The organism is Kitasatospora sp. NPDC101235, assembly GCF_044767505.1.
In the GTDB taxonomy this organism is placed as follows: domain Bacteria; phylum Actinomycetota; class Actinomycetes; order Streptomycetales; family Streptomycetaceae; genus Kitasatospora.
On sequence record NZ_JBIWNZ010000034.1, the window covers coordinates 40,035 to 64,466 of the forward strand.

At 72.6% G+C, this 24,432-nt stretch carries 22 protein-coding genes; 9 read left to right on the forward strand and 13 right to left on the reverse strand.

Going from position 1 to position 24,432, the window contains the following annotated elements; genetic code table 11:
• The first annotated feature begins 75 nt into the window (after positions 1–75).
• Entirely contained in the window at positions 76–867 is a 792-nt protein-coding gene (locus tag ACIRRH_RS37200; protein WP_403076502.1) for a DUF2785 domain-containing protein, read from the forward strand.
• A gap of 98 nt (positions 868–965) precedes the next feature.
• Positions 966–1,694, forward strand: a complete 729-nt coding sequence (locus ACIRRH_RS37205; protein WP_403076504.1) for an SDR family oxidoreductase — start codon at positions 966–968, stop codon at positions 1,692–1,694.
• Between the two features lie 29 nt (positions 1,695–1,723).
• Here the strand turns inward: ACIRRH_RS37205 and ACIRRH_RS37210 are convergent, their stop codons facing one another.
• From ACIRRH_RS37210 to ACIRRH_RS37220, 3 genes are read right to left on the reverse strand one after another with little or no spacing between them, the layout of a single operon-like run.
• Positions 1,724–2,356, reverse strand: a complete 633-nt coding sequence (locus ACIRRH_RS37210) for a GNAT family N-acetyltransferase (RefSeq protein ID WP_403076606.1) — start codon at positions 2,354–2,356, stop codon at positions 1,724–1,726.
• A gap of 5 nt (positions 2,357–2,361) precedes the next feature.
• Positions 2,362–2,868: a hypothetical protein gene (locus ACIRRH_RS37215; protein ID WP_403076507.1), complete on the reverse strand. Its 507-nt coding sequence runs from the start codon at positions 2,866–2,868 to the stop codon at positions 2,362–2,364.
• Between the two features lie 11 nt (positions 2,869–2,879).
• A complete protein-coding gene (locus ACIRRH_RS37220; protein WP_403076609.1) occupies positions 2,880–3,749 on the reverse strand; it encodes a PhzF family phenazine biosynthesis protein in 870 nt (289 codons plus the stop codon).
• A 91-nt stretch (positions 3,750–3,840) separates the two neighbouring features.
• Between ACIRRH_RS37220 and ACIRRH_RS37225 the strand changes: the two genes are divergently transcribed.
• Both ACIRRH_RS37225 and ACIRRH_RS37230 read left to right on the forward strand, forming a co-directional pair.
• Positions 3,841–5,289 carry a PLP-dependent aminotransferase family protein gene (locus ACIRRH_RS37225; protein WP_403076509.1) on the forward strand — a complete coding sequence of 483 codons (1,449 nt, stop codon included), beginning with the start codon at positions 3,841–3,843 and terminating at the stop codon, positions 5,287–5,289.
• Positions 5,290–5,560: 271 nt separating this feature from the next.
• Positions 5,561–8,833 carry a BTAD domain-containing putative transcriptional regulator gene (locus ACIRRH_RS37230; protein WP_403076511.1) on the forward strand — a complete coding sequence of 1,091 codons (3,273 nt, stop codon included), beginning with the start codon at positions 5,561–5,563 and terminating at the stop codon, positions 8,831–8,833.
• A 76-nt stretch (positions 8,834–8,909) separates the two neighbouring features.
• Here the strand turns inward: ACIRRH_RS37230 and ACIRRH_RS37235 are convergent, their stop codons facing one another.
• The 9 genes from ACIRRH_RS37235 to ACIRRH_RS37275 form a co-directional block, all read right to left on the reverse strand.
• Positions 8,910–10,541 carry an alpha/beta hydrolase gene (locus ACIRRH_RS37235; protein WP_403076513.1) on the reverse strand — a complete coding sequence of 544 codons (1,632 nt, stop codon included), beginning with the start codon at positions 10,539–10,541 and terminating at the stop codon, positions 8,910–8,912.
• A 289-nt stretch (positions 10,542–10,830) separates the two neighbouring features.
• Entirely contained in the window at positions 10,831–11,637 is an 807-nt protein-coding gene (locus ACIRRH_RS37240; protein ID WP_403076515.1) for a sugar ABC transporter permease, read from the reverse strand.
• Positions 11,580–12,251, reverse strand: a complete 672-nt coding sequence (locus tag ACIRRH_RS37245; RefSeq protein ID WP_403076518.1) for an extracellular solute-binding protein — start codon at positions 12,249–12,251, stop codon at positions 11,580–11,582. The genes ACIRRH_RS37240 and ACIRRH_RS37245 overlap by 58 nt, the downstream gene beginning before the upstream one ends.
• A 184-nt stretch (positions 12,252–12,435) precedes the next feature.
• Positions 12,436–13,329 (reverse strand): hypothetical protein, encoded by an 894-nt coding sequence (locus ACIRRH_RS37250; RefSeq protein WP_403076520.1) that lies wholly within the window; start codon positions 13,327–13,329, stop codon positions 12,436–12,438.
• Positions 13,330–13,601: 272 nt separating this feature from the next.
• On the reverse strand, positions 13,602–14,354 hold the full coding sequence (locus tag ACIRRH_RS37255) for an aminoglycoside adenylyltransferase domain-containing protein (protein WP_403076523.1): 753 nt from the start codon (positions 14,352–14,354) through the stop codon (positions 13,602–13,604).
• A 244-nt stretch (positions 14,355–14,598) separates the two neighbouring features.
• Positions 14,599–15,234: a MerR family transcriptional regulator gene (locus ACIRRH_RS37260; protein WP_403076525.1), complete on the reverse strand. Its 636-nt coding sequence runs from the start codon at positions 15,232–15,234 to the stop codon at positions 14,599–14,601.
• A 427-nt stretch (positions 15,235–15,661) separates the two neighbouring features.
• Entirely contained in the window at positions 15,662–15,865 is a 204-nt protein-coding gene (locus tag ACIRRH_RS37265; RefSeq protein ID WP_045694210.1) for a cold-shock protein, read from the reverse strand.
• A 712-nt stretch (positions 15,866–16,577) separates the two neighbouring features.
• A complete protein-coding gene (locus ACIRRH_RS37270) occupies positions 16,578–18,032 on the reverse strand; it encodes an ATP-binding protein (RefSeq protein WP_403076526.1) in 1,455 nt (484 codons plus the stop codon).
• Positions 18,025–18,702, reverse strand: coding sequence for a response regulator transcription factor (locus ACIRRH_RS37275; protein WP_403076529.1), 678 nt, complete (start codon positions 18,700–18,702; stop codon positions 18,025–18,027). Before ACIRRH_RS37275 ends, ACIRRH_RS37270 begins: the two co-directional genes overlap by 8 nt.
• A 137-nt stretch (positions 18,703–18,839) precedes the next feature.
• Here ACIRRH_RS37275 and ACIRRH_RS37280 point away from each other — a divergent pair, with 137 nt between their 5' ends.
• Positions 18,840–19,373 carry a hypothetical protein gene (locus ACIRRH_RS37280; protein WP_403076531.1) on the forward strand — a complete coding sequence of 178 codons (534 nt, stop codon included), beginning with the start codon at positions 18,840–18,842 and terminating at the stop codon, positions 19,371–19,373.
• A 135-nt stretch (positions 19,374–19,508) separates the two neighbouring features.
• Complete coding sequence (locus tag ACIRRH_RS37285; protein WP_403076533.1) at positions 19,509–20,228, forward strand: hypothetical protein; 720 nt, start codon at positions 19,509–19,511, stop codon at positions 20,226–20,228.
• A 346-nt stretch (positions 20,229–20,574) separates the two neighbouring features.
• Here the strand turns inward: ACIRRH_RS37285 and ACIRRH_RS37290 are convergent, their stop codons facing one another.
• Positions 20,575–21,021: a universal stress protein gene (locus tag ACIRRH_RS37290; RefSeq protein ID WP_403076535.1), complete on the reverse strand. Its 447-nt coding sequence runs from the start codon at positions 21,019–21,021 to the stop codon at positions 20,575–20,577.
• 453 nt (positions 21,022–21,474) lie between these two features.
• Between ACIRRH_RS37290 and ACIRRH_RS37295 the strand changes: the two genes are divergently transcribed.
• From ACIRRH_RS37295 to ACIRRH_RS37305, 3 genes are all read left to right on the forward strand, one after another.
• On the forward strand, positions 21,475–23,043 hold the full coding sequence (locus ACIRRH_RS37295; protein WP_403076538.1) for an oleate hydratase: 1,569 nt from the start codon (positions 21,475–21,477) through the stop codon (positions 23,041–23,043).
• Positions 23,044–23,193: 150 nt separating this feature from the next.
• Positions 23,194–23,892 (forward strand): response regulator, encoded by a 699-nt coding sequence (locus ACIRRH_RS37300; protein WP_403076541.1) that lies wholly within the window; start codon positions 23,194–23,196, stop codon positions 23,890–23,892.
• Between the two features lie 121 nt (positions 23,893–24,013).
• Complete coding sequence (locus tag ACIRRH_RS37305; RefSeq protein ID WP_403076544.1) at positions 24,014–24,418, forward strand: pyridoxamine 5'-phosphate oxidase family protein; 405 nt, start codon at positions 24,014–24,016, stop codon at positions 24,416–24,418.
• Positions 24,419–24,432: the final 14 nt, after the last annotated feature.

Genomic DNA, 24,432 nt, shown 5'->3' on the forward strand with positions numbered 1-24,432 from the left:
TGTCGACTGGTTGAGACGGATGCCTGGACATAATTCGCAGGCGCGCGGCAACGGCAGGGACCTATTCTGCCCGTCATGATCGACTGGAAGAGCGTCGAGGCCGCCGACTGTGCCGTGCCCGCCGACCACCCCATGGACGACCTCGTCCGCGAGCTGTCCCGTGCCCTGGCAGATCCCGATCCACTGGTCCGGGACGGCGCGCCCTACACCGTCCTGGCGACCTGGATCGCCCGCGGGACCATCGGGACGTCCCGGCGGCTGGAGCTGGGGGACGAGATGGCCACCCGGTTCACCGACCCGCGAGTCGAGGCCCGCACCTTCGCGCCCCTCGTGCTCGACATGCTGGTGGCCGCAGGGGACTTCAAGGCCGGCTGGGTGGACGCGTTCGAGCTCTGGTACCCGGCGGAGCAGGATCTGCGCGGTCACGACGAGACGCTCGGCTGGCTCCACGCGGTGGCGCACGGCGCGGACCTGCTCGCCGGCTTCGGCTGCCACCCCGAGGTGGCGCCGGTGCGGATGCTGGACCTCGCCGCCGCCCGGCTGACGGCGCCCACCGACCACGTCTACGACCAGCTGGAGGACGACCGCCTGGCCCGGGCGATCGCCCGGGTCCTCACCCGCACCGACCTGAGCGAACGCGATGCCGTCGGCTGGCTGGATCCGATCGCCGACCGCTTCGGGGCCGACCGCATCAGCACCCCGGTGCCCGCCCACATCAGCAACTGCCTGCGTACCCTGCGCCTGCTCTACATCCTCGCCGACCGAGGCGTGCGCCCCACCAGCGAACTGCCCGCGATACCCCTCCACCACCGCGACGCCGTCAAGTCCGGCATCGCCGCCGTCCTCGACCGGATCGTCAGACGCTGACCGGCGGCACCCGGCCGCGCGAAGTCACGGAACCCGGCCGCCGAAGTCAGTCGCCGCACTTCACCACAACCTTCGATCCAGGAACCAGGAGTACCGACATGAGATTCGACGGTCACCGCGTGGTCATCACCGCCGCCGGCCGCGACTTCGGACGCACGTTGGCCATCCGCCTCGCGGACCTCGGCGCCGAGGTCTTCCTCTCCGCGCGCACTCTCGCCGCCGCCGAGCGTGTCCGCGACGAGATCCGCGGCCGAGGTCACCAGCAGGTCCACGCCTTCACCTGCGACCTGACGGACCCGGCCTCGATCCGCGACTTCGCTGCCGACGTCGGCCGGCACACCGACCGCATCGACCTGCTGATCAACAACGGCTCCCGCTACCTCCAAGGCCCAGACCTCCAATCCGCCTCCGACGCCGACGTCGTCGACACCATCGCCTCCGGCGCCACCGGCACCGTCCTGACCGTGAAGAACTTCCTGCCCCTCCTCCTCAACTCGGACAAGCCGGATGTGGTGACCATGGTCTCCGCCTGCGGAACGGCCGGTCATCACCGCTCGGAAGCGCACGACGCCTTCTACGCGGCCAAGAGCGCCCAGGCGGGGTTCGCCGAGATCCTCTCCAAGCGGCTGCGGCCCCAGGGGGTCCGGGTGATCTCCCTCTACCCGCCGGACTTCGACAACCCTGATCCGCTGTCCGAGGAGTGGGAGAACACACCGCGCGAGGCCAAGGACGCGCTCACCGCGCAGTCGCTCGTGGAGTGCATCCTCTTCGCCGTCGCCCAGCCGCGTGACTGCTTCATCAAGGCGTTCCACTTCGAACAGGTCTGACTGGCTCCTGGCACGTGATGCGCGAGACCTCAGCATGCGAGCCCACCAGTCCCCGGGCCGGGAGCGGCGGCTGGGCGCCACATGGTGGTGACGACGTGGCCGGTGGCGATGACGATCTGGTCCAGGGCGGTGAAGCCGACGCTCTCGTACCGCTGGAGATTCGCCGGGTTGGACGACTCCAGGTAGGCGGGGACGCCGAGGGCGTCGATGCGGGCGAGGCTCTCTGCCAGCAGAGCCATGCCGAGCCCCTTGCCCCGGTACTGGTCGTGAACGCCGAGGAGCGTGAGATAGAAGTGCGGCTTCCTTGGTCGCGCGGCCGCGAACTGGTCGCCCATCGCCAGAACGGCCTCGGCCACTTCCGGGCCGGCGGCCTCACGCAGAAGGTCTGCGAGGTCGACTGCTTCTTCGGCGGTCAGTTCCTGTCTGCCCGGCGGGATCCATACGGCTGTGGCCTCCGCGTTCTCGCTGACGAGCAGCCACTGGTGGCGCAGCGCCGACGTCGCGTAGAGCCGCCACATGGCCGCGGCCCGGACGGCGCGCCGTTCGATGTCAGGAAAGGCTGGGCCCCACAGCGGGTCGTGAAAGAAGGCGGTGGTCAGCGTGCGGACGACTGCGTCGATGTCTGCGGCCGTGGCGACGCGCGGGGGAAAGGGGCGCTGCATGGTGGTCAACCGTCGGTCCGTTCCAGAAGGGCGAGGGCGGTTTCGGCGGCGGCGAGGTCCTGGGGGCCGATGCCGATGAGTTTGGCGACCGTGATGTCGTCCGGTGTGCGGCGTCCTGGGATCCGGCCGGCCAGGACGTCGCCGATTTCGCCGTCGATGCGCTCGTCGGTCACCTCTCCGCGGGCGATGGCGGCGTGGATGTCCCCGTAGCGGAGAGCGAGTTCCCGGCTGTCGACGAAGACCCGGGTGGCGCGGCGCAGGCCGGCGCCGTCGAGTTCTCGCTTGGCCGGGTCGTCGGCACCGAGGGCGGTGATGTGCTGGCCGGGGCGGAGCCAGGAGCCGAACAGGACGGGGGTGGGGCTGGCGGTCGCGGTGACGACGATGTCGGACTGCTGTACGGCCTGCTCCGGATCCGCGACCGCGGTGAAGGCGTCGGCGACCGGCTCCACGAGGTCGGCGAGGTTCACGGCCGCGCGGATCCGGTCGGCCGTGTAGAGGGGGAAGCCGGGCATGGGGGTGGTCCTCACTCGGGCAAGGTGTCCAGGGTTCCGCGGGCAACCATGGCCACGTCGCCGCCTACCCGGATGTTGCGCAGGTCGTCGGGGTCTCCCTGCGGGAGGACGGTGAGCCGGCTCGGACGGCCGGTGAAGCGCCCCTGCCGCAGCGCGAACTCCTCCTCGACGGGCACGATGCGGTGCTTGGCCAGGTACGCGCCGACGCAGCCGGCCGCGCTGCCGGTCGCGACGTCCTCCAGGAGGCCGTCGTTGTTCCAGTGGCGGCCTTCCAGGGCCTCGACGTCGATCACGTACGCGAACTGCGCGCCGTACCGCGCGACCAGGTCCGCGAAGTCCTTGCGGACGATCCTCGCCTCCGCCAGACCCGCCACCACCGGGACCATGAGATAACGCAGGCCGGTGGAGACGACGTGCAGGGGAAGATCGGCGAGTGCCCGATCGGGCAGGTTCAGTGCCGCGGCGACCTCCGGTCTGTTCTCCGTCGGGACGGTCGCGAGGAACTCCGGCTCTCCCTGGTCCAGTTCCGCGTGGTATCCGGTGGCGGTGCGCCGGGTGGTCACCTCGACGGTCCTGCCGGTCAGGCGGAAGGTCCAGCGCCGCGGGCCGGGGTTGCCGTCGCGCTCGTGCAGGACGGCGGCGGCGCCCAGGATCGGGTGCCCGGCGAAGTCGAGTTCCTCGAAGAGGTCGAACACCCGGGCGGTGACGTCCTGCGTCCCGTCCGCGCCGCTCAGGAAGATCGTCTCGAAATGCCGGAGCTCCTGGGTGATCGCGAGCATCTGCGCGGTGGACAGGCCCGGGTTCTCGGGGAAGACGGCAAGGCTGTTGCCGGTGAACGCCCTGCCGGCGAAGACATCGACATGTCGATAGCTCAAGGGCATGTGGTTTCCGGAGTGGTGGTGGCTGGTCACGGCTCGACGCTAGGCGGGACCGACCGTCCAGTCATGGTCCAATCCCGGTAAAGTGGCCTACGTGAATCGCGCTGTGCGGCGCGTCCCGGCGTCGCAGTTCCCCCGTCTGCTCGGCGACTGGCGCGTCGGCGCAGGCCCCCTCGCCAAGCGACTGGCCGTTGCCGTGGAAAAGGCCATCCACGACGGTCGGCTGCCGCTGGGGGTGCAGCTTCCTGCCGAACGCCTCCTCGCCGGCGAACTCGGACTTGCCAGGGGCACCGTGGCAGCGTGCTACCACATCCTGCGAGCCGAACAGTTGATCGTTACCCGGACCGGCTCCGGAAGCACCACCTCCCTGCCACCCCGGCTGCGCGATCGCCTTTCGCCGTGGGCCAGTGACCGGGGCCAGGCGGGCAGGAGCGGCGCGGTGCTCGACCTGACCATGGCGGAGCCCGCAGCGCCGTTCGACGAGCTCCTTCAGGCAGTACACGCCACAGCCCATGCTCTGCCCGCCGCTCTGCTGCGCGACACCGCCGACGGTGATGGGCCGTCAGCGCTGCAGACGGTCATCGCCGATGCCTACTGCGCCCAGGGGCTCGCGACCCGCGGTGAGCACCTCCTGCTGACCAGCGGCGCCGACGCCGCGCTGAGCCTGCTCAGTGCGGCGTACCTGCGACAGAGCAGCAGGGTCGTCCTGGACTCCCCCACCTATCCCGGCGCGCTCGCCACGTTCCGCGCCACCGGTGCCAGGCTCGTCGCGCAGCCCCTCAGCTCCACCGGCTGGGACATTCCCGCCCTCGACCGCACGCTCCGGGCGGCCCGGCCGTCCCTGACCTATCTGATCCCTGACTTCCACAACCCCACCGGCCTGCTGATGAGCGAGGACGAGCGCAGCGAGCTCCGGCACCGCCTGCGCAACCACGACACCGTGGTCGTCTTCGACGAGACCATGCGGGACCTCGACCTGCGCGAGCACGCCTCCCCGCCGCCCCGCGCCGTCACGCGCGTCGGCGACCGCAACGTCGTGCATGTGGGCTCCCTGAGCAAGTCCCTGTGGCCGGGCCTGCGCGTGGGATGGATCCGTGCTCACCCCGACGTCATCCACCGCCTGGCGGCGCTCCCGCTCGCGGCCGCTCTCGCACCCTCACCGTTCGACCGGCTCGTCGCGACCCGACTCGTGGACCACCTGGAGACGGTCCTCGACCGCCGACGCGCCCAACTGCGTGCACAGCGCGACCACCTGGTCTCCCGTCTGTCCGCGCTGCCGTGGTGTCGCTTCCGGACCCCGCAGGGCGGCTTGTCCCTGTGGCTCGAACTCCTCGACACCGACTCCAGCCGACTGGCCGCCCTCGCAGCCGCACGCAACCTCTCCCTCACACCGGGCTTCCACTTCTCCCCCGACGGTGCCCTGGACCGCTACCTGCGCCTTCCCTTCACCCTCCCGCCCGAGACACTCGACGCCGCGGTCGACAGACTCACCGAGGCCCATGCCGCCCTGGAAGGCGCTCACTGTGGTTACACCGCGTCGTGACCGTTGTCCGTGACGCTCCTCGCTCCGACCGTGGTTCCGGCCTGACCAGCACAGTGGGCCGTTTCTTCGGAGCCACTCGACTCCGGTGACAAGCCTGCTGTGAGGGCGAGGCCGATGCCGTCCGGGCGCGGCAGCTCCCGGACGGCATCGGCCTCGCGGGGTCGCGGAGGTCTGCCAGCGGCCGTCCGGGATCGTGCCCTGCCGCTCGGGCCTGGCGGGACAGAGATAATGATCTTGGATGTGGGCTGATGCCGAGCGAGGGGCGGGCGGGGTGCGGATCAACGTTCTGGGGCCACTTCAGGTCGTACGGGGTGAGGACGGGGCGGCCTTCGAGGTCGGCGGGGCACGGCTCCGGCTGCTGCTGGTCCGGCTGGCTCTCGACCCTGGGCGCGTGGTCACCCGTGAGCGTCTGGTGGACGACCTCTGGGAAGACACCCCGCCGGAGGAGCCGGCCGGCGCCCTGCAGTCCCTGGTTTCCCGGCTCCGCCGTGCGCTGGGGGGCGACCGGGGCGTGATCGGCTCGCACCCCGCCGGGTACCTGCTCGACCTGCCCCGGGGAAGCGTGGACGCCTGGGACTTCGAACAGCGGGTGGCAGCGGGGCGGGCGGCACTGGCGACGGACGGGTTCGCCGAGGCGGTCGCTCTGCTGGACGGGGCGCTGGAACTCTGGCGGGGAACGCCGTTCGCGGACGCCGAAGGCGCCGGGTTCGTCGCGGCGTCGGCAGCCCGGCTGGCGGAGCTGCGGCTGTCGACGGTGGAGGAACGGGCCGACGCTCTCCTCGCACTCGGCAGGACCGACACGGTGCCGCGTCTGGTCGCCGAGCTCACCGGACTCTGCGCCGCGCACCCGCTGCGCGAGCGGGCCGCCGTCAGGCTGATGCGCGCACTCCATGCGGACGGGCAACAGGCGGCGGCACTGGAGGTGTTCGAGCGTACCCGGCGGGCCCTGGCCGAGGAACTGGGTGCCGACCCGTCCGCCGAACTGCGGGACGTCCACCTGCGTGTGCTGTCCGGCGCAAGGACGCCTGCGCCGGGGCCGGCCCCCGCGTCCACCGGGAACCCGGTCAGGCGTGCGGCACTGCCCACCTGGCTCACCGGTCTGGTCGGTCGCGACGAGGCGCTGGCGGCGGTTCAGGAGCGCCTGCGCCGCTCCCGCCTGGTGACGCTGACCGGACCGGGCGGTGTCGGCAAGACCCGGCTGGCGGTTGCGGCCGCGACCGCCGCACCGCCCGCAACGGACGTACGGCTCGCCGAACTCGCGGGCGTCGACGGGCCGGACGGAGTGACCCAGGCCGTGCTGATCGCGCTCTGCCGTCCGGCGGAGGCCGGTGTACTGGCCGGCGGCCTGCCGGCCGGCGATCAGGCCGGCCCGGGTCAATCCGTTGGGCCCGTCGACCGGATCGTCCGGGCCCTGGAGGGCCGTGAGGTCCTGCTCGTCCTGGACAACTGCGAGCACCTGATCGAGGACACGGCCCGGTTGGCCCATCGCCTGCTGGCTGCCGCGCCCCGGCTCACTGTGCTGGCCACCAGCCGCGAACCGCTCGGTGTCACCGGCGAGGTGCTCTGGCCGGTGACGCCGCTCGCCGTGCCCGAACCCGGCGGCACCGCGCAGGAGGCACGCGCGCACCCGGCCGTCGCCCTCTTCACGGAGCGGGCTGCCGCAGCCTGCCCCGGATTCACCCTGGACCACGACACCGTCGAGCCGGTCGTCCGGATCTGCCGGGAGCTGGACGGCCTGCCGCTGGCCCTCGAACTGGCGGCGGCCCGGTTGCGGGCCCTGAGCCCCGGGCAGGTCGCGGCGCGGCTGCACGACCGGCTCCGGCTGCTGGACCGCGGCTCACGCACCGCTCCCGACCGGCACCGCACGCTGCGCGCCGTGGTCGACTGGAGCTGGGAGCTGCTCGACGAGGACGAGCGCGTCCTGCTGCGACGGCTCTCCGTGTTCGCGGGCGGGGCGACCCTCCCCGACGCACACCTGGTCTGCGCCGGGCACTGGCCGGGCGGGCCGGCGCCCGACCCGACGGTCGTGGAGGACCTGCTGGCGTCCCTGGTCGACAAGTCCCTGGTCGCGGCCGTCGGCGGGGAGGCCGGGACGGTGCGGTACCGGCTGCTGGAGACGGTCCGCGCGTACGCCGCCGAACGGCTCGTCGAGGCCGGCGAGGACGGACGAACCGGCGCCGCCCACCTGCGCTGTTTCGTCGAGCTCGCCGAGAACGCCGAACCCCGGCTGCGGACGGACGGCCAGATCGGCCGGCTGGCCCGGCTCGACGCGGAACAGGACAACCTGGACGCGGCGCTGCGCCGGGCGGTCGCCGTCGGCCCACCGGAGCACGCGCTGCGGCTGACGGCCGCCCGGGCCTGGCCCTGGCTGATGCGTGGTCAGGGCCGTGAGGCCGGCGAGTGGACGTCGGCCGTCCTCGCGGCCCACGGCTGCACCCCGCCACCCGGTCTGGAGCAGGCACACGCCCTGTGTGTGATCCTGGCGCAGCTCACCGCCCCGCTCCGGGAGACCGGTGACGCCGTGGTCCCGCCGGAGGCGATGGGCGCGGCACTGGTCACGGCGCAGCAGGCTGATCACCCGGTCGCTCTGGCCGCCGCACTGCTGCTCGCCACGGCGGGGCCGCCGGACACGGTGGGTGCGACAGCGGAGCGGTTCGGCGAGCACCCCGACCGGTGGATGCGGGCCGCCGCCCATCTGGTGCTCGGCCGGATCGAGTTGGGCGCGGGCCGGATCGGGCGCGCCGAGCACTGCCTGCGGACCGCGGTGGACGGCTTCCGTGTCCTGGGTGACCGTTGGGGGCTGGCCATGGCGTTGGTCACGCTGGCCGCACTGCTGTCCGTCACCGGCGCGGCCGACGAGGCGCTCGCGGCGCTGACGGAGGCCGGTGAACGGGACGCCGAGATGGGCGGTTCCGGCGAGGCGCCGCTGTCACTGCTGCTGTCGGGCCGACTGCGGGCGCGCTGCGGCGAACCGGCCGCGGCCCGGGCGGACCTGGAGCGCGCGCTGGCCGCAGCCGAACGGGCCCGGGACCCTCACCTGCAGGCCGCCGCCCGCTACGCGCTCGGTGAACTCGCGCGGCGTGCAGGAGACTTGGAGGTGGCGCTGCACGGCCAGCAGGAGACGCTGCGGCGGCTGGAGCGGCTGCCCGGGAGCGGCCCCGGCGCCCCGGCGCGGCTGCACCTGCTCGCCCTGCTGCACACCAGCCTGGCCCGGATCCAGCAGCGGCGCGGCGCGCCGGACGCGGCCGGCCCGCTGCACCGCCGTGCCCTGGAGCTGGGCGCGGACAGCGGCGACCAGCCGGTGCGGGCGGACGTGTTGGAGGGGTTCGCCGAGTACTGCCTCGCGCTCGGCGAGGCGGCGCGCGGGGCGGCGGCGCTGGGCGCGGCGTACGGCCTGCGCGGGGCCCACGACGCGGGCGATCCGGAGCTGCGGGCCGTCCTGAACGGCTGCGCCGAGGCCCTCGGGGAGGCCGGTTTCCGGGCCGCCTGGGAGCGCGGCCGGGCGTTGCCGCGGCCGGAGTCGCTGGCGCTGGAGGCGGGCTGACCGGCTCTTCGGCGTCGGCCGGGTGTGTGCCCGCCGCGCCACCCGGGGCGGGTGGCGCGGCAGGACGGATGCGCGATCAGCCGCTGAACGGCGGGCGGGTGGGTGCGCAGACCGTGCCGGGCGCGGGAAGGACGCCGTCGATCAGGTAGCGGGTCTCGTGCCGGGCAGCACAGTCGCTGGGGTTGGCCAGCACGGTGTGGCCGTAGCCGTCGACGGTCAGCAGCTCCGCGCGGGCGAGCGAGCGGGCCATCGCGCGGGACCCTGCGTACGGCATGGCCGGGTCACCGGTGTTGGCGACGACCAGGATCGGTCGGGCGGTCGGGTGGTTCCAGGGGCCCTCGTACCGGTCGCGGTCCCGGGCGGGCCAGTCGGCGCAGCGCGCGTCGGCCCAGGCGAAGTAGGGGCCGGCCTCGCCGGAGCGGGCTCGGGCGGACGCGGCGAGGGCGGGGTAGTCGGCCCGGGCGGGCGGGTTGGCGCTGTCCGAGCACGCCACCGCCAGCGCCTGGTCCGGCGGCTGGTGGAAGACGGGCGGCAGCGGTGTGGTCGGTGTGGCCGGTTCCTCGGTGGCGGCCCACAGAGCCTGGAGCGTCGCGCCGAGCTTGGTCCAGCCGGTGAGGGGCAGGTGCGGGACGGGGTTCGTGGCGTAGAGCGAGAGGATCGTCGCCTCCAGGGCCGAGCCGGCGGTGAAGGTCGTGCCGTCGACCGCGACCGGCCGGGTGCGCAGCCGCTGGAGCAGCTCGCCGTACCTGGCCCGGGTGGCGGCGGCCGTCCCGGCGGAGAAGGCGCAGGCCGGGGGACCGACCTGGGCGCACCGGTCGAGGAAGGCGTCGAGGATACGGCCGGCGGCCACGTCGCTGCCGTTGCGCAGCAGGGTACCCATGGTGGCGGCCTGCCCGCCGTGGCCGGTCGACCAGGCCACCGGGTCCGGTGCGCTGTCGAGGACCATGGCGCGGACCCGGCCGGGGAACAGGTTGGCGTAGGTGGCGCCGAGGTAGGTGCCGTACGAGGTGCCCAGGTAGGTGAGCCGTCGGTCGCCGACCGCCCGGCGGAGCAGGTCCATGTCCCGGGCCACGTTCGCGGTGGAGACGTGCGGCAGCAGGGCCGGGTTGCGGGCCGCGCACTGCCGGGCGAGGCGCTGGTAGGCGTCGGCCCAGGCATGCTGCTGGTCCGCGCCCTCGGGGTAGCCGGCGGCGGTGCCGGCCAGCAGGGCCTGCTCGTCCGCCGGGTTGTCGAAGCACTGGACGGGAGCGCTGCCACCGGTGCCGCGCGGGTCGAAGCTGACGATGTCGAAGCGCTTGCGCACCTCCTCGGGGAACTGGCCGAGCATCATGGGCAGGGCCACGGTGCCGGGCACGGCCGGCCCGCCGGGGTTGTAGAACAGTGAGCCGATCCGGTGCGCCCGGTCGTCCGCCGGGTGCCGGATGACGGAGAGGTCGATCCCGGCGCCGCCCGGGTCGTGGTGGTCGAGCGGCACGCGGGCGGTCGCGCACTCGAAGCCGTCCCCGCACTTCGCCCACGTGAGTCGCGGCACCGGGGCGGTGTCCGGCGCGGCCACGGCGGTCGCCGGACACACGGCGGCCAGCAGCGCTGCCGCGGCGGCGCCCGCGCCCAGCCTCCAGGAGGCCGCCAAGCGTCGGGCTGCGGTGCGGGACGCCTCGGGCCGGCGCGGGCCTGCGGCGGAGGCGATGGGAGGGGAGGTACGAGTCACGCGAGTGCCCTTTCGTCAACGGGCCGGGTGGTCACGCGCTCCTCGGTCGCGGCGTACCGCCCGGCACGTCCGACAGTTCCGCACCCCGCTGGCAGAGTGCTGGCAGACCGCTGGCAGCGGATCAGGCGCCGGCCGCCAGCGAGGTGGGAGGCGTGCCACCGCCACCGTGGCCCGCCGGCTCGCCGCCGCCGCTGCGGCCCGGCCCGATATCGCGTCGGCGGCGCGTGAAGCAGGAGACCGAAGCGGGGGTAACGGGCAGTTCCCGTACGGGGCGACAGCGTCCGGCCGCTCAGCCCTTGACCGACCCGGCGGTCAGGCCTTGGGCAAGGTAGCGCTGAAGGAACTGGTAGACCACGATCACCGGCAGCGAGGTCACCAGCGCCCCGGCCGCGAACAGGCCGTAGTTCTGGTCCTGTTGGCCGGAGATGATCCCGTAGAGGCCGACCGCGACGGTCTTGGAGTCGTTCGAGGTCAGGAAGATGTTCGCCAGGATCACGTCGTTGAGCGCGGCGGTCAGCGACAGGATCGAGATCACCACCAGCATCGGCGCGGCGAGCGGCAGGATCAGCCGGAAGAAGATCTGCGCGTGCCCGGCGCCGTCCACCTTGGCGGCCTCGTCGATCTCGCGCGGGATGGTGTCCAGGTAGCCCTTCATCAGCCAGGTGTTCACCCCCATCGCGCCGCCCAGGTACGCCAGCACCAGGCCCCACGGGGTGTCCAGGCCGATCGCCGGCAGGACGTCGCCGATCTTCGCGAACATCAGGTAGAGCGAGATCACCGCGAGGAACTGCGGGAACATCTGCACCAGGAAGACCGCCATCAGCCCGATCCGCCGGCCCCGGAAGCGGAACCGCGAGAAGGCGTACGCGGCCAGCACCCCGAGCAGCACGTTGAGCACCGCGAAGGTGCCGCAGACCAGCGCCGTGTTCCCCAGCCACGGGGCGAACGGGTACTGCCCGTTGGTGAACAGGGCGGTGAAGTTGGCAAGCGAGGCGTGCCGGGGCAGCAGCGTGGACGACTGCAGCGTGCCGAGCGGGTTCAGCGCCGCGGAGAGCACGAACAGCAGCGGGAACAGCGCGAAGCAGACGGCGAGCACGGCGACCAGGTGCCGCCAGCGCGCGCCCCGACCCCGAGGTCGGCGGTGTCGTAGCCGCCGTCCGCCTTGGCGGCGAACAGGTAGCCGCCGGCCGAGGTGAACAGCGGCTTTAGGGCGTACGCGTTGCCCTGCTGGCCGATCGGCAGGGCGAGCGGGATCTCGCTCTTCCCGTCCTTGACGGCGCCCTGCCCGGCGGCGGCCAGGTCCTCGAAGGTGGTGGGAGCGTTCGGCGCGAGCTCGGTGTTGCGGAACAGCACCAGGTTCTCCGTCGCGTACGGCAGCCCGTACGGCCGGCCGTCGTAGTTCACGGCCTCCAGCGCGGCGGGCTGGAACAGCGCCTTCTGCGCCTGGGTGAGCGGGACGGGCGCGACGACGCCGTTCTGTACCAGGTTGCCCAGCCAGTCGGAGGCGCCGACCACCAGGTCCGGGCCCTTGCCCGCGTTGGTGGCCGAGACGTAGGCCTGCTGGGTGTTGACGGACTGCGGGGCGACGGTGACCTTGACCCCGTGCTCCTTGCCGAACCGGTCGGCGAGCGGCTGCAGGGCGGCGGCCTGCTGGGTCTGCGCCCAGATCACCAGGTCGCCCTCCGGGCCCGCGATCGGCGGGGCGCTCAATCGGATCCCCCGCCGCCGCGCCGCTCGCGGACGAGGTGCCGGTGGACGGCGCGCCGGCGGGCGAGGTGCCGCCGCAGGCCGTGACCAGCAGGGCGAGGACGCCGAGTGCGGCGTGTCTGCGGTAGCGCATCGTCCGAGACTCCTTCGTTGGGGAGGGGCCGGGGCCCCGGGGTGGGACAGCGGGTCAGATGCCGTCCGCCGGGCGGTGCCAGCGGTCGACGGTGAGGTCGAGGCGGGTGTCGCGGTTGACCGTCAGCGGGTGCATCACCCGCAGGCCGTCCTCGTCGACGGCGTCCAGGCCCCACCCGCGCGAGACGCCGCCGTCGAAGCCGGTGCCGCGCGGGACGGCGATCCGGCCGCGGAAGCGCCCGGGGCCGTCGGGGCGGCAGGGCAGCGGGCCGTACATCACCGGCGTGTCGTGCGGGGTGCCGTCCGGGACGGTGACGACGACCTCCAGGACGGGCCGGGCCGGAAGCTCCGGCGCCACCTCGACCTCGCAGTGCCCGCTCAGCCCGTGAGCCCGTACGGTCACCGCGGTGCGCCCGGCGGCCAGCGGGCGCAGCAGCCCGTGCGGCGAGACGGCCACGACCTCGGGCCGCTCCACCCGGTAGTCGGCCTCCAGCGCGGTGTACCGCACGCCGTCGGCCCGCACCGCGGCCGGGTTGACGGCGCTCCAGGTCTCGCCGGGGGCGAGCCGCAGGTGCGCGGCGGCGGTGAGCGAGACGACCGGCGAGGGGCCGCCGAACAGGTGCAGCAGCGCGTGCCGGGAGCGGGGGCGCCAGGCGTCCTCGTGGTGGGGTGCCTCCGGGTCCTCGTAGTACAGGAGGTCCGCGCCGGAGGTGTAGCCGGCCTCGTCGAGAAGCTGGATGGCCAGCTCCCGCGCGGGCCGGGCCTGGGCGCGGCCGTCGCCGAGGCCCTGTGGCGCCAGCTGGAGGGGCACGGCGGCCAGGTCAGGGACTACCTGTTCACCCCGGAGCTGGTCGCCCGCGAGTCCACCGGCCGACTGCGGCACGGCTGACCCGACGCCGAGGGCCGGGACACCGCCGGTGTCCCGGCCCTCGCGCGTACCGCACCGCATGGCAGCGAGCCTGGCCGTTGCCACGACCTGCTCCCCTGGCCTGGCTCTTCCTGCGCACGCCGCCGCGACCGGGTCCACGACCGTCACCGGCCGGTCGCTGCTGTCGTCCGTCGACACCTCCGGAATGGACCCGCAGACCAAGGCCATCGTCGACAGGATCCAGGCCAAGCTGCCCGCTGACCGGGAGTCCCGCCTCGGTGCAACCCGTGCGGCCCTGGCTGGCCGAACGACGAACCGATGGCGGTATCGGCGTTACCAGCGCACGTGCTTCGTCAGAGGGAAGCAGCGACGACCTGGTCGATCGCGGGCCCGAGGAAGGCGAGCGTCAGTTCTGCCCGTCGGTTGATCCACTGCTGGTCGGCGGGGCCGGGAGTGCCGTAGCGACGCTGCCTGATGTCGTCCACGACGTCCGCGGGGGCGCCCAGTTCGGCGAGTACGTCGAGGGCCTCGGCCTTGGTGATCAGTCTGCCGTCCTGCAAGGTCACTGCTGCTCTGGCCAGGGTCAGCAGGCCGAGGTCGACCCAGATGTCGCGCGTCCACCGTTCCGGGTGGTCCAGGGCCGGCCGCCAGAAGTTCTGAAGGTCCTTGACGATGGAATCGGCGAGCTCCCCGTCGGTCACCGGTGGCAGGATCTCAGTCGGTGGCTGACCGTGGAGGACGAGTCCGAAGTCGTGCAGTTCACGCCTGGTCACCGGTGTGATCGGTCGGTGCATGAGCTCCTCGTGGGCCCACGTGAGGTGTGAGCGTGCGGGATCGTCCAACTCGGTGACGGCGGGGTAGCTGCAATGCAGCCTCGACGCGAGGGGGCTGACCCTGCCCAGGGCCTCGTGCATCTCGCCAAGTCGCTGCTCCTCGGTTGCCGTGCACGGTCGGCCGAGGAGAGCGATCAGGTCGAGGTCGCTACGGCCCGGCTGGTAGTCACCTCCGGCAAGTGACCCGTGCGCCCATACCGAGACCAGCGGCACAACCGGCCGGAGGGCGCTGACGAAACGGTCGATGAGATGCTCGGTGATCTGATCTGCCATGGGGACAGTCTGGCCACATCATGAGGAACATCTGGGGGGAATGGTTGGACTGCTCTTCTGGTGGGTTCTCGTGTTCAACCCGCCGACGGTTCCCCGAGGAACCCAGCGTGCCGGTGACCTCGCGTGATCCCCTGGGGCGTCTCGGCTCCATGACCGGCCCGGACAAGGAGCACGCCGAGACCTCAAGGACTCCCAGGAGCTCACCGACCCCCGGATGAACGAGGCTGCGTGGCGGAGGATTCCTTCACCGGTGCGGCATGGGTACGCCTGCGGCGCGGAGTTTGGTCTCGGTGAGCGCGGTCAGCCGGGCCGCGACCGGTGCCTGGTCCTCGCGGTGGTTGTTGATCAGCTTGTACTGGGCCGAAGCCTTGGCCCATGCCCGCAGACTGGCATGATCCCCCAGCAGCGCGGGGTTCGCGAGGTAGCGGTCGGCCATGGCGGTCGCGAGTTCCTCGATCCTCGGGTCGTCCGGTTCCCAGGTCTCGGCCTCCCAGCCGCGCTTGGTCAGGTCGATGTACTCGGGGTCGTCCAGCCCGTGTTCGAGCTGGGTCAGGAAGCCGTCGAAGCCCTCAGGCACCAACGCCCGGGCCAGTACCAGGGCCTCGCGTTGCGCGGCCACGTAGTCGGGACTGAAGCCGAGGCCGGGCATCCGGTCCAGGACCGCGCAGGCACGGTCTGGCAGCAGGGCCCGGTCGCCGTCGGCGAGCCGGTGCAGCGTGTCGCGGCGGGCGACCAGCTCATCGATGCGTTCGGTGAGCTGCCGCCCGACGTCGGCGAGCGCGGCACCGAACCGCGCGGCGTCGGTGTCGAGCATGGGCCCGATCCCGGCCAGCGGCACGCCCGCGGCGGCCAGCGTCCGGACCTGAACCAGCTGCAGCAACTCCCCGGATCCGTACCGCCGGTAGCCGGAGCTGTCGCGTTCCGGCTCCGCCCTGCCCACCGAGCTCATCGCCGAGGCCCGCCGCCTCCAGAGCAGCTGACGGGTCACGACGGGGCGCGCCGGGCTGCGGTTCTACTCCTGAGGATGGATCGCCCCTTGCCTGGCGAGGAAGCGGTCCCGGAGCCGGCCGTAGAAGTCGGTGGCTGAGGGGAACGAGCCGTACGCGTTGCGGGGCGCGGTAGACACCGATCCGGTCGCCGAAGTCGAGGGCCCCCGGAGCTGTAGGCGGTCGAGCCGGTGGGCGTGGCAACCACGAGGGCGTCGGCCGAGCAGGCAGCCAGCAGCCTGCCGGAGAGCCGAGGGGCCCGCACCGGGCATGTGCGCGGTGCGGGCCCCTCGCTGCTAGGCGGGTGCCATGGCAGAAGAACTACAGCGGGCGAATGTTCTCGGCCTGCGGGCCCTTCTGGCCCTGCGTGACGTCGAACTCGACCTTCTGGCCCTCGAGCAGCTCACGGAAGCCGTTGGCGTTGATGTTCGAGTAGTGGGCGAAGACGTCGGGGCCGCCACCCTCCTGCTCGATGAAGCCGAAGCCCTTCTCCGAGTTGAACCACTTCACAGTGCCATTAGCCATTAAAAATCTCCTTCAAGGGGCTGTCCGAAGCACGCACGGCGCGGGCTTCGAGTCACCGCATGGAGCGCCCACCGGGGAAGAGCCGGGGAACAAAAAATGCGCCTGCAATACATCAGCAGGCGCACACAAAGTTCATGGGAACCACTACTGCAACTAGGGCGACTGTAGCAGGCCACCGCCGGCTGCGGCGGGATTTTTCACCCCGGTTCTGCGGGCGCCTTCCCGCCGAACGGCCGTTCCGAGCCGAGAGGACCGTGAACATGCCTGGAGAGCAGGCCCCTTGAGCATGCGGCCACGCCCTGTCCGGGCCGACAACTCCCAGGAATTCCCGCGACACGGAACGCCCGCCCTCGCGGTGACAGCCCCTCGAAGACGGTGCACACTGCCCACCGTCGCCCTTCGCGAGGACGCACCAGACGATGTGTGCGGCATTCCGGTCAGGCTCGACCCGTATGCACTGGAAAGTCCGCGCCCGCGCTTCCAGGCACATACCGGCCGGAATGACGAAATTTGCGGCAGGTCGCCGCCCCCTACCCACCAGCCCCTTCGAACCCCAGGCGGAGGCGCCGCCCAAGCACTTCACCGTCGGCAACCGGGTCACCCATGAGGCGTCGCCCAGGGCGCGGGCGAGGACGGGGGCAGTCCGTACCAGCCTGCACCTTGTCGCGGTGCCGGACTCACTGCCCCTGATCACCGGTCCACGCGAGGGTCGTCAGGCGGCGGCCGAATCGCCCGGGAGCGGGAGGCTGGTTCGGAAGGTCGCCGTGCCCGGTGTGTCGGGAACGGTGAGGGTGCCGCCGTGGACGGTGGCGATGTCGCGGGCGATCGGGAGGCCGAGGCCGGCGCCGCCGTCGTCGCGGCTTCGGGCGTCGTCGAGTCGGGCGAAGCGTTCGAAGACCTTCTCCTGGTCGGCCGGTTCGATCGGAGGACCGTCGTTGGCCACGTCGAGGAGGGCCCGGCCCGCGGCCTTGTCGAGGTCGAGGTCGAGGTCGAGCCGCACGGTGATGTGGTGCCGGGCGTGGCGTTGGGCGTTGTCGAGCAGGTTGGTGAGCAGCCGGCGCAGCCATTGGGGGTTCCCGTGGATGATGACCGCTCCGGGCGTGTGGACGGTGACCGGGTGGGGCTCGGTGCCGCGGGCTGCGACGGTGGCGCGGACGAGTTCGGTGAGGTCGACGGGTTCGTGCGGCCAGTCGTGTCCGGTGGCGTCGAGGCGGGCGAGCAGGAGGAGGTCGGTTGCGAGGGCCTGGAGGCGTTCGGTCTCCTCCAGGGCGCCGGCGACCAGGTCGTTGCGGACGTCGGGGTCGGGGTGGGCGCGGGCGACTTCGAGTTGGGTGCGCAGGACGGTCAGGGGGCTGCGTAGTTCGTGGGAGGCGTCGGCGATGAAGCGCCGCTGTCGGACCCCGGCGGCCTCCAGGCGTTCGAGCATCGCGTTCATGGTGCCGGCGAGGCGGGCGATCTCGTCGTCGCTGCGGGGTTCGGGGACGCGGCGGTCGAGGTCGCGGTCGCCGATGGAGGCGACTTCGGCGCGGATGGCCTCGACCGGACGGAGGGCACGGCCGGTCGAGCGCCAGGTGAGGGCGCCGACGGTGAGCAGCAGAACGGCGCTCAGCGCGGCGAGGGCGGCGGTGGTGAGGTCCTCGGCGGCATCGACGGTGCGCAGGGAGGCGCCGACGTGGATGGTGACCGGGCCGGTGGGGGTGGTGGCGGTGATCGTGGTGACGCGCTGGTGGTGTTCGTCGCCCCGGGCGCCGAGGTTGAAGGTGTCGTGGCCGTCCTGGTGGTCGATGGGGGCGGCTGCGGGGTGGCCGGCGAGGCTCTGGCTGGCGGCGACGACTCTGCCGTGCGCGTCGACGACCTGGATGAAATCGGTGCCGTGGTCGAGCGGGAGCGGGCTGGTGAGGTGTCCGTCGGTGGCGAGGCGGGCGACGGCCTGGGCCTGCTCGCGGGCACCGGTTTCGACGGTGCGTTCCAGGTTGGCGCGCAGCAACAGGATGACGGCGGCCGAGGCGGTCGCGAGGACGACGGCGACACTGAGGCAGGCGGCGAAGGTGGTGCGGGCTCGGACCGAGCGTGGGGCCAGCCGGGCGGTGAGGGCCACGAGACGCGGGTGGCGGGCCAGGCGGCGGCGTGCGGCCGCACGGATGCGGCCCGCAGTGCTGTCAGCCACCGTCGGCCGCCAGTCGGTAGCCGGCGCCGCGTACGGTCTGGACGGCGGCGCGGCCGAACGGGGTGTCGATCTTGCGGCGCAGTGCGCTGATGTGGACTTCAACGGTGTTGGGGTCGCTGTCGGGCCCGCTGTCCCAGACCTGTTCGAGGATCTCCCGTTTGGAGACGGCCTCGCCTGCGCGGCGGGCCAGGTGGTCGAGGACGGCGAACTCGCGCGGGGTCAGCGCGATGGTCGTGTCGGCGCGGGTGCAGGTGCGGGCGGCGGAGTCGACGATGAGGTCTCCGAGGATGGTGCGCCGGGGTGCGCGGGTGCCGATGCGGCGGGCGAGGGCCCTGAGGCGGGCGACGAGGACGACGAAGGAGAACGGCTTGGACAGGTAGTCGTCGGCGCCGGTGTCGAGGGCCTCGGCCTCGTCCCATTCGCCGTCTTTCGCGGTCAGCATCAGGATGCCGGCGTCGCTGCCGGCGGCCCGCAGGCGTGAGCACACCCGGTAGCCGTTGAGGCCGGGCAGCATGATGTCCAGCACGATCACGTCGTAGGCGTGATCGGTGGCCCGGGCGAGGCCGGAGAGTCCGTCGTGGGTGAGGTCGACGGTGAATCCCTCGGCGGTCAGTCCGAGCTGGAGCGCCTGGGCCAGCCGGCGTTCGTCCTCCACCACGAGTACGCGCATGCCCCCAAGGGTGACAGGTGTCCGGCCGAGCGGCCGAAGGGGCCTTCGGATCTTCAGCTGATCTTCAGCATCGCCCGGACATGCTGAGGCTGTCGCCCGGGGACGGCCCGGGCCTGCGGAGGACAGGGGTGGGTGGTGTGAACGAGTCCGTGGAGAACGGGGAGCGGTTCGAGCCGGTCGAGCCGGCGATGACTGCCGGGAGGACGCGCACGGGTCTGGGCCGTGCCGGACGGTGGGTGGGCCGGCGCTCCGGGCGGTGGGTCGTGGTCGGCGCGGCCGTGGTCGTGCTCGGCGGTGGCGCGGCGGCGGCGGCGGTGGCGGTGGCGGTCCACCACGAGGGCGAGGGCCACGGCGACCGGAAGATCGCGGGTGAGCGCGAGCGGCGCGACGGCCCGGACACTCGTGGGGGCCGCCACGGCGATCGCGGGGTACGGGGGCGGGACGTGCACGGTGCGCCGGCGGCGCTGCCGTCGACCGACGCTGCCGATGCGGTGGCCAAGGCGTCGTCGGGTGTGCCCGGCGGCAAGGTCGAGTCGCTGTCCCCGGTCACCGAGCGGGGCGGTGGCCGCGCGTGGCAGGCCGTGGTCCTGGGTCCGGACGGCGTGCGGCACCTGGTGACGGTGGACGGCACCAGCGACGCGATCACCGGCAACACCGTCCTGGGCGGCTGACCCACTCGTTCCGCGCGGCCGCGGCCGCGCACCGTGGAAGGGAGCGCCGTCGTCTTGGGCGCCATGACAACACCCCAGCGCACACACCGACGCCAAGCCGTGTCCGCCGGGCCTGCCTGGAGCAAGGTCCCGCAGGTGACAGCGGTGTTCTGGATCGTCAAGATCCTCACCACCGGCATGGGCGAGACCACCTCCGACTACCTCGCCCGCACGCTCGGACCGATCCCGGCGGTCGGCTCGGCCGGCCTGCTGCTGGCCGCCGCGCTGTTCGCACAGGCCCGCACGCGCCGCTACGTCCCGGTCGTGTACTGGGCCGCGGTGGTCATGGTGAGCGTGTTCGGCACCATGGCCGCCGATGTCGCGCACGTCGCCCTCGGTGTCCCCTACGCCGTCTCCGCGGCGGCGTTCGCCCTCGTCCTCGCCCTGGTGTTCGTCCTGTGGCGGCGCACCGAGGGGACCCTGGCGGTGGAGACGGTCGCCGGCGGTCGCCGCGAGGTCTTCTACTGGTGCGCGGTGATGGCCACCTTCGCGCTCGGCACGGCGGTCGGGGACCTGACCGCCGCCACCCTGGGCTGGGGCTACCTGCCCTCCGGGCTGCTGTTCGCCGCCCTGATCACGGTGCCCGCGATGGCCCATCGCCTGTCCGGCCTGTCGCCGGTGCTCACGTTCTGGTGGGCCTATGTGCTCACCCGGCCGCTGGGCGCCTGCTTCGCCGACTGGGCCGGTGTCAGCCACGGACGCGGCGGCCTTGACCTGGGCACCGGTCCGGTCAGTCTCGTCCTCGCGGTGGTCATCGTGGCCGCCGTGGCGTGGCTGACCGTGGCCGAGCGTCGCGCGCTCCGGGCATCGGCCTGACGTCCGGTCCTCCGCCCATCCGACCGGCCCGCTCCCGCGAGAGGGCGCTGAACGCGATGGGCCTCTCGTCGAGCCTGCCGGCCGTCGACCCGCTGGACGTGGACGCGGACTCACTCCTCGAAGCGTTCGACGCACGCCCGGTAGCCGGCGTTCGGCGCGAGGTGCGGCGGCCGCCGTCGAAGTCGTCGTGCCCGGCGAGCAGCCGGGCGATCTCCTTGAAGCCGGTGTCGGGCTTCACGTGCACGACGGCCGACGTCATCAGTTCTCCCACGATCCGGTGTCGCATGGTCGGTTCACTCCTTTCCGGTCGGCGGCATGGCCGCGCGTCGATGACGGGGTGTGTGCGTCAGGCCTTGGGGTGGCGGACCACGACGACCGGGCAGGGCGCGTGTTGGACGCAGTGCTGCCCGACCGAGCCGAGCAGGGCGCCGGTGAAACCGCCGTGGCCCCGGCTGCCGACGACCAGGAGTTCGGCGCCGCGGGCCGCGTCCAGCAGGCACTCTGCGGCGCCGCCCTCCTGCACCCGGGTCCTGATCCCGACCGGAGCGTCGGGACCGGTCACCTCCCTGACGCTGTCGTCGAGGGTCTTCCGTGCGATGCCCGGAAGACCCTCGTAGGCCTCGATCGGCACTGTCCACGCGGTGGCCATCGGGTGCTGCCACGCGATCAGGGCCTCCACCACGGCTCCCTGTACACGGGCCTGGCCGACGGCCCACCGGAGCGCGTCGACCGATGCCGGCGATCCGTCGACACCGACCACGATCCGCCGCTCCGGTCCGGTCTGCTCGCTCACGTGTCTTCTCCTTCGCGTTCTCGTTTGCCTCAACCATCGTCACTGCGGCGGAAGTTGCGAAGGACCGAACGGGCCCTGAAGGCCGGGACCTTCAGCCCGGCTCCCCCAGGGCCTCCGAACACGACCTCGACCTCGACCTCGACCTCGACTCGCGGATCGCGGTTGGTGTCCGCCCGCTCGGCACTTCCTTCCCGCGCCGTTGTCCGGCGGGGGCCACACTGCCCTGCGGCAGGGCCCGCAGGTCCCGGTCCGCCGGTCCCGCGCACTCGGGATGCCACCGGGACCGTCGTTCCCGCACCGATGACCAACGGCCCAACGACCCGCCCGCTGCCTCGGAAGCAGACCGTCGCCCGTACCCCTGATCGATGGATTCGATCGCCCGACACCGATCGCCGGGATCGCTGCTCGTCCAGCCGGTGGCGGTTCGGCGCACCACAGTTGAGGAGACATCCGATGCCCAAGGCCCACCTGGTCGGAGGCGGCATCGCCGCCCTGTCCGCAGCAGCGTTCCTCATCCGGGACGGAGGTTTCGCCGGCGGCGACATCCACGTCTACGAGGGCCAGGAGGAGGTCGGCGGCAGCCTGGACGCGGGCGGCACACCCGAGACGGGCTACACGATGCGCGGCGGCCGGATGTTCGAGGCACAGTTCCGCTGCACGTACGACCTGTTGTCCGGCATCCCGTCGCTGGACGACCCGTCGAAGTCGGCCACCCAGGACATCTTCGACTCGCACGAGGAGGCTCCCTGGGACGACGCCGCCCGACTGGTGCGAGCCGGCGGCGAGATCTGCGACGGACACGCCATGGGCTTCTCCGAACACCACCGGCTCGAACTGGTCAAGTGCCTGGCCACGCCCGAGCGGCTGCTCGACGGCAAGCGCATCACCGACTGTTTCGACGAGGGCTTCTTCACCACCGACTTCTGGTACATGTGGTGCACCACCTTCGCGTTCGAGCCGTGGCACAGCGCCATCGAGTTCCGGCGCTACCTCAAGCGCTTCGTCCACCTCTTCCCGGAGTTCGAGACGATGTCCGGGATCTACCGGACCCGCTACAACCAGTACGACTCGATCATCCGACCGCTCACGGCCTGGCTCCTGGAGCAGGGGGTCCACATCCACATCGGCCGCCGGGTCGCGGACCTGGCCTTCCGCAGCGGGCCGGGCACGAGCGTCGAGCGCGTCCACTTCGCAGGCGCGCACGCCGACGTCCCCGTCGCCGAGGACGACCTCGTGTTCGTCACCAACGGCTCGATGACCGCCGACTCCGTCCTCGGCTCCCACACCGCCCCGCCGCACAGCCCGGACACCTCCCTCAGCCCCGACTCCTTCCTGCTGTGGCACCGGATCGCTCGCGGGCGCGAGGACTTCGGCCGCCCCGAGGTGTTCGACCGCAGCCCCGAGGACTCCACCTGGGAGTCCTTCACCGTCACTGCCGAGGATCCGGCCTTCCTGGAGTGGATGGAGACGTTCACCGGCCGGGCCACGGGCCGCGGCGGCCTGCTCACCCTCACCGGCTCCCCGTGGCTGCTCACCGTCGTGGTCAACCGCCAGCCGGTCTACCAGCAGCAGCCCGAGGGCGTCTCCGTGTGGTGGGGCTACGGCCTCTTCCCCGACAAGCCGGGAACCTTCGTCCAGAAGCCGATGCGGGAGTGCAGCGGCGCGGAGATCCTCCAGGAGGTCCTCCGGCACCTGGCCGTCGATCCCGCCACCGCCGAGGAGATCGCGGGAACCTCCACCGTCATCCCCTGCCTGATGCCGTACATCACCAGCCAGTTCCTGGCGCGCAGCCACGGCGACCGGCCCCAGGTGGTCCCGGAGGGTTCCACCAACCTCGCCTTCATCGGCCAGTACGCCGAGGTACCCGACGACGTCGTCTTCACCGTCGAGTACTCCGTACGCACCGCCTGGACCGCCGTCGCGCAGCTCCTCGACCTCGACCGGCAGCCCCCGTCCGTCTACAAGGGCCACCACGACCCGCAGGTCCTCGCCCAGGCCCTGCACACCATGCACCGCAAGTAGCCCGACCGGCCCACCCAGGGGAGGCGGGCACCGCCCGCCTCCCCTGACGAACAGGGCCGTCCGGCCCTACCGCCCCCGCCCGGAATCCGGCACAATGCGACGAGATCTGTACGGCCTGCCACGGGGACAGGCCATGACCACGGAGCGGTGATGGCAGACCACGCGGCGGCCGGCTCGGGCGACCCGGTGAAGGTGTTCCTCCTCGACGACCACGAGGTGGTCCGTCGGGGCGTGCACGACCTGCTGGACGCGGAACCCGGCTTCACCGTGGTCGGCGAGGCCTCCACCGTGGCGCAGGCACTCACGCGCGTGCCGGCGCTGCGCCCCGACGTCGCGGTCCTGGACATGCGGCTGCCCGACGGCGACGGCGTGACGGTCTGCCGCGAACTGCGCTCCCGCATGCCGGAGTTGGCCTGCCTGATCCTCACCTCGTTCGACGACGAGGAGGCCCTGCTCGACTCGATCATGGCCGGCGCCGCCGGCTACGTCCTCAAGCAGATCAGCGGCACCGACCTCGTCTCCGCGGTCCGCACGGTGGCCTCCGGCCAGTCCATGCTCGATCCCGGTGCCGCCACCCGGTTGATGGCCAGACTGCGCGGCGACGCCACGCGGCAACCGTCCGACTCCCTGAACCTCACCGACCGCGAGCGGGAGATCCTCGCCCTGGTCGGCGAGGGCCTGACCAACCGGCAGATCGGCGAGCGGCTCTACCTCGCCGAGAAGACCGTCAAGAACCACATCTCCCGCCTGCTCGCCAAACTCGGCGTGGAACGCCGGGTGCAGGCCGCGATCATCGCCACCCAGGTACTGGCGGGCCACGACCCCACGGCGGCCCGCACGACCCGCTAGGACGACCGGCCGAAACGGCCCTCACCGGGCCGGAAGCACCCGCACATCGGGGCCACCCGGAGGCCTCACGGGGGACCATCGGTCCCTCGCGGGAAGAGCGGCCTCCGTCGAGCATGGATGCATGACAGCCGAATTCACACCACTGGACGAGCCGCAGTGCCTGCGGCTGCTCGGCGGGGCAGCCATCGGCCGGCTGGTCTACACCATCGGTGCGCTGCCGGCCGTCATGCCGCTCCGCTACCGGATCGCGGCGGACGGCAGCGTCCTGCTCCACACCGACGCCGGCTCGGAGATCGCCCGGGCCGTCGCCGACGCCGTGGTCGCCTTCGAGGCGAGCGAACTCGACGAGGCCGACGGCAGCGGATGGAGCGTCACCGTCCTCGGCCGGGCGGACGTCACCTCCGGCACCGAGAAGGGCCACCCCGCCCCCGCCGCCGCGCGTACGGACGGCCGCGTGACCATCCGGATCCGCCCGGAACTGGTGACCGGGCGCTCCCTGCCCGGTTCGTCCCCCTGCGAGGCGTGACCGGCCCCGCAGGC

Bases quoted from the DNA above. Each gene is read 5' to 3' on its own strand.
- ACIRRH_RS37200 (WP_403076502.1), top strand. From the start codon at position 76: ATGATCGACTGGAAGAGCGTCGAGGCCGCCGACTGTGCCGTGCCCGCC.
- ACIRRH_RS37205 (WP_403076504.1), top strand. From the start codon at position 966: ATGAGATTCGACGGTCACCGCGTGGTCATCACCGCCGCCGGCCGCGAC.
- ACIRRH_RS37210 (WP_403076606.1), bottom strand. From the start codon at position 2,356: ATGCAGCGCCCCTTTCCCCCGCGCGTCGCCACGGCCGCAGACATCGAC.
- ACIRRH_RS37215 (WP_403076507.1), bottom strand. From the start codon at position 2,868: ATGCCCGGCTTCCCCCTCTACACGGCCGACCGGATCCGCGCGGCCGTG.
- ACIRRH_RS37220 (WP_403076609.1), bottom strand. From the start codon at position 3,749: ATGCCCTTGAGCTATCGACATGTCGATGTCTTCGCCGGCAGGGCGTTC.
- ACIRRH_RS37250 (WP_403076520.1), bottom strand. From the start codon at position 13,329: ATGCGGTGCGGTACGCGCGAGGGCCGGGACACCGGCGGTGTCCCGGCC.
- ACIRRH_RS37255 (WP_403076523.1), bottom strand. From the start codon at position 14,354: ATGGCAGATCAGATCACCGAGCATCTCATCGACCGTTTCGTCAGCGCC.
- ACIRRH_RS37265 (WP_045694210.1), bottom strand. From the start codon at position 15,865: ATGGCTAATGGCACTGTGAAGTGGTTCAACTCGGAGAAGGGCTTCGGC.
- ACIRRH_RS37275 (WP_403076529.1), bottom strand. From the start codon at position 18,702: ATGCGCGTACTCGTGGTGGAGGACGAACGCCGGCTGGCCCAGGCGCTC.
- ACIRRH_RS37295 (WP_403076538.1), top strand. From the start codon at position 21,475: ATGCCCAAGGCCCACCTGGTCGGAGGCGGCATCGCCGCCCTGTCCGCA.
- ACIRRH_RS37300 (WP_403076541.1), top strand. From the start codon at position 23,194: ATGGCAGACCACGCGGCGGCCGGCTCGGGCGACCCGGTGAAGGTGTTC.
- ACIRRH_RS37305 (WP_403076544.1), top strand. From the start codon at position 24,014: ATGACAGCCGAATTCACACCACTGGACGAGCCGCAGTGCCTGCGGCTG.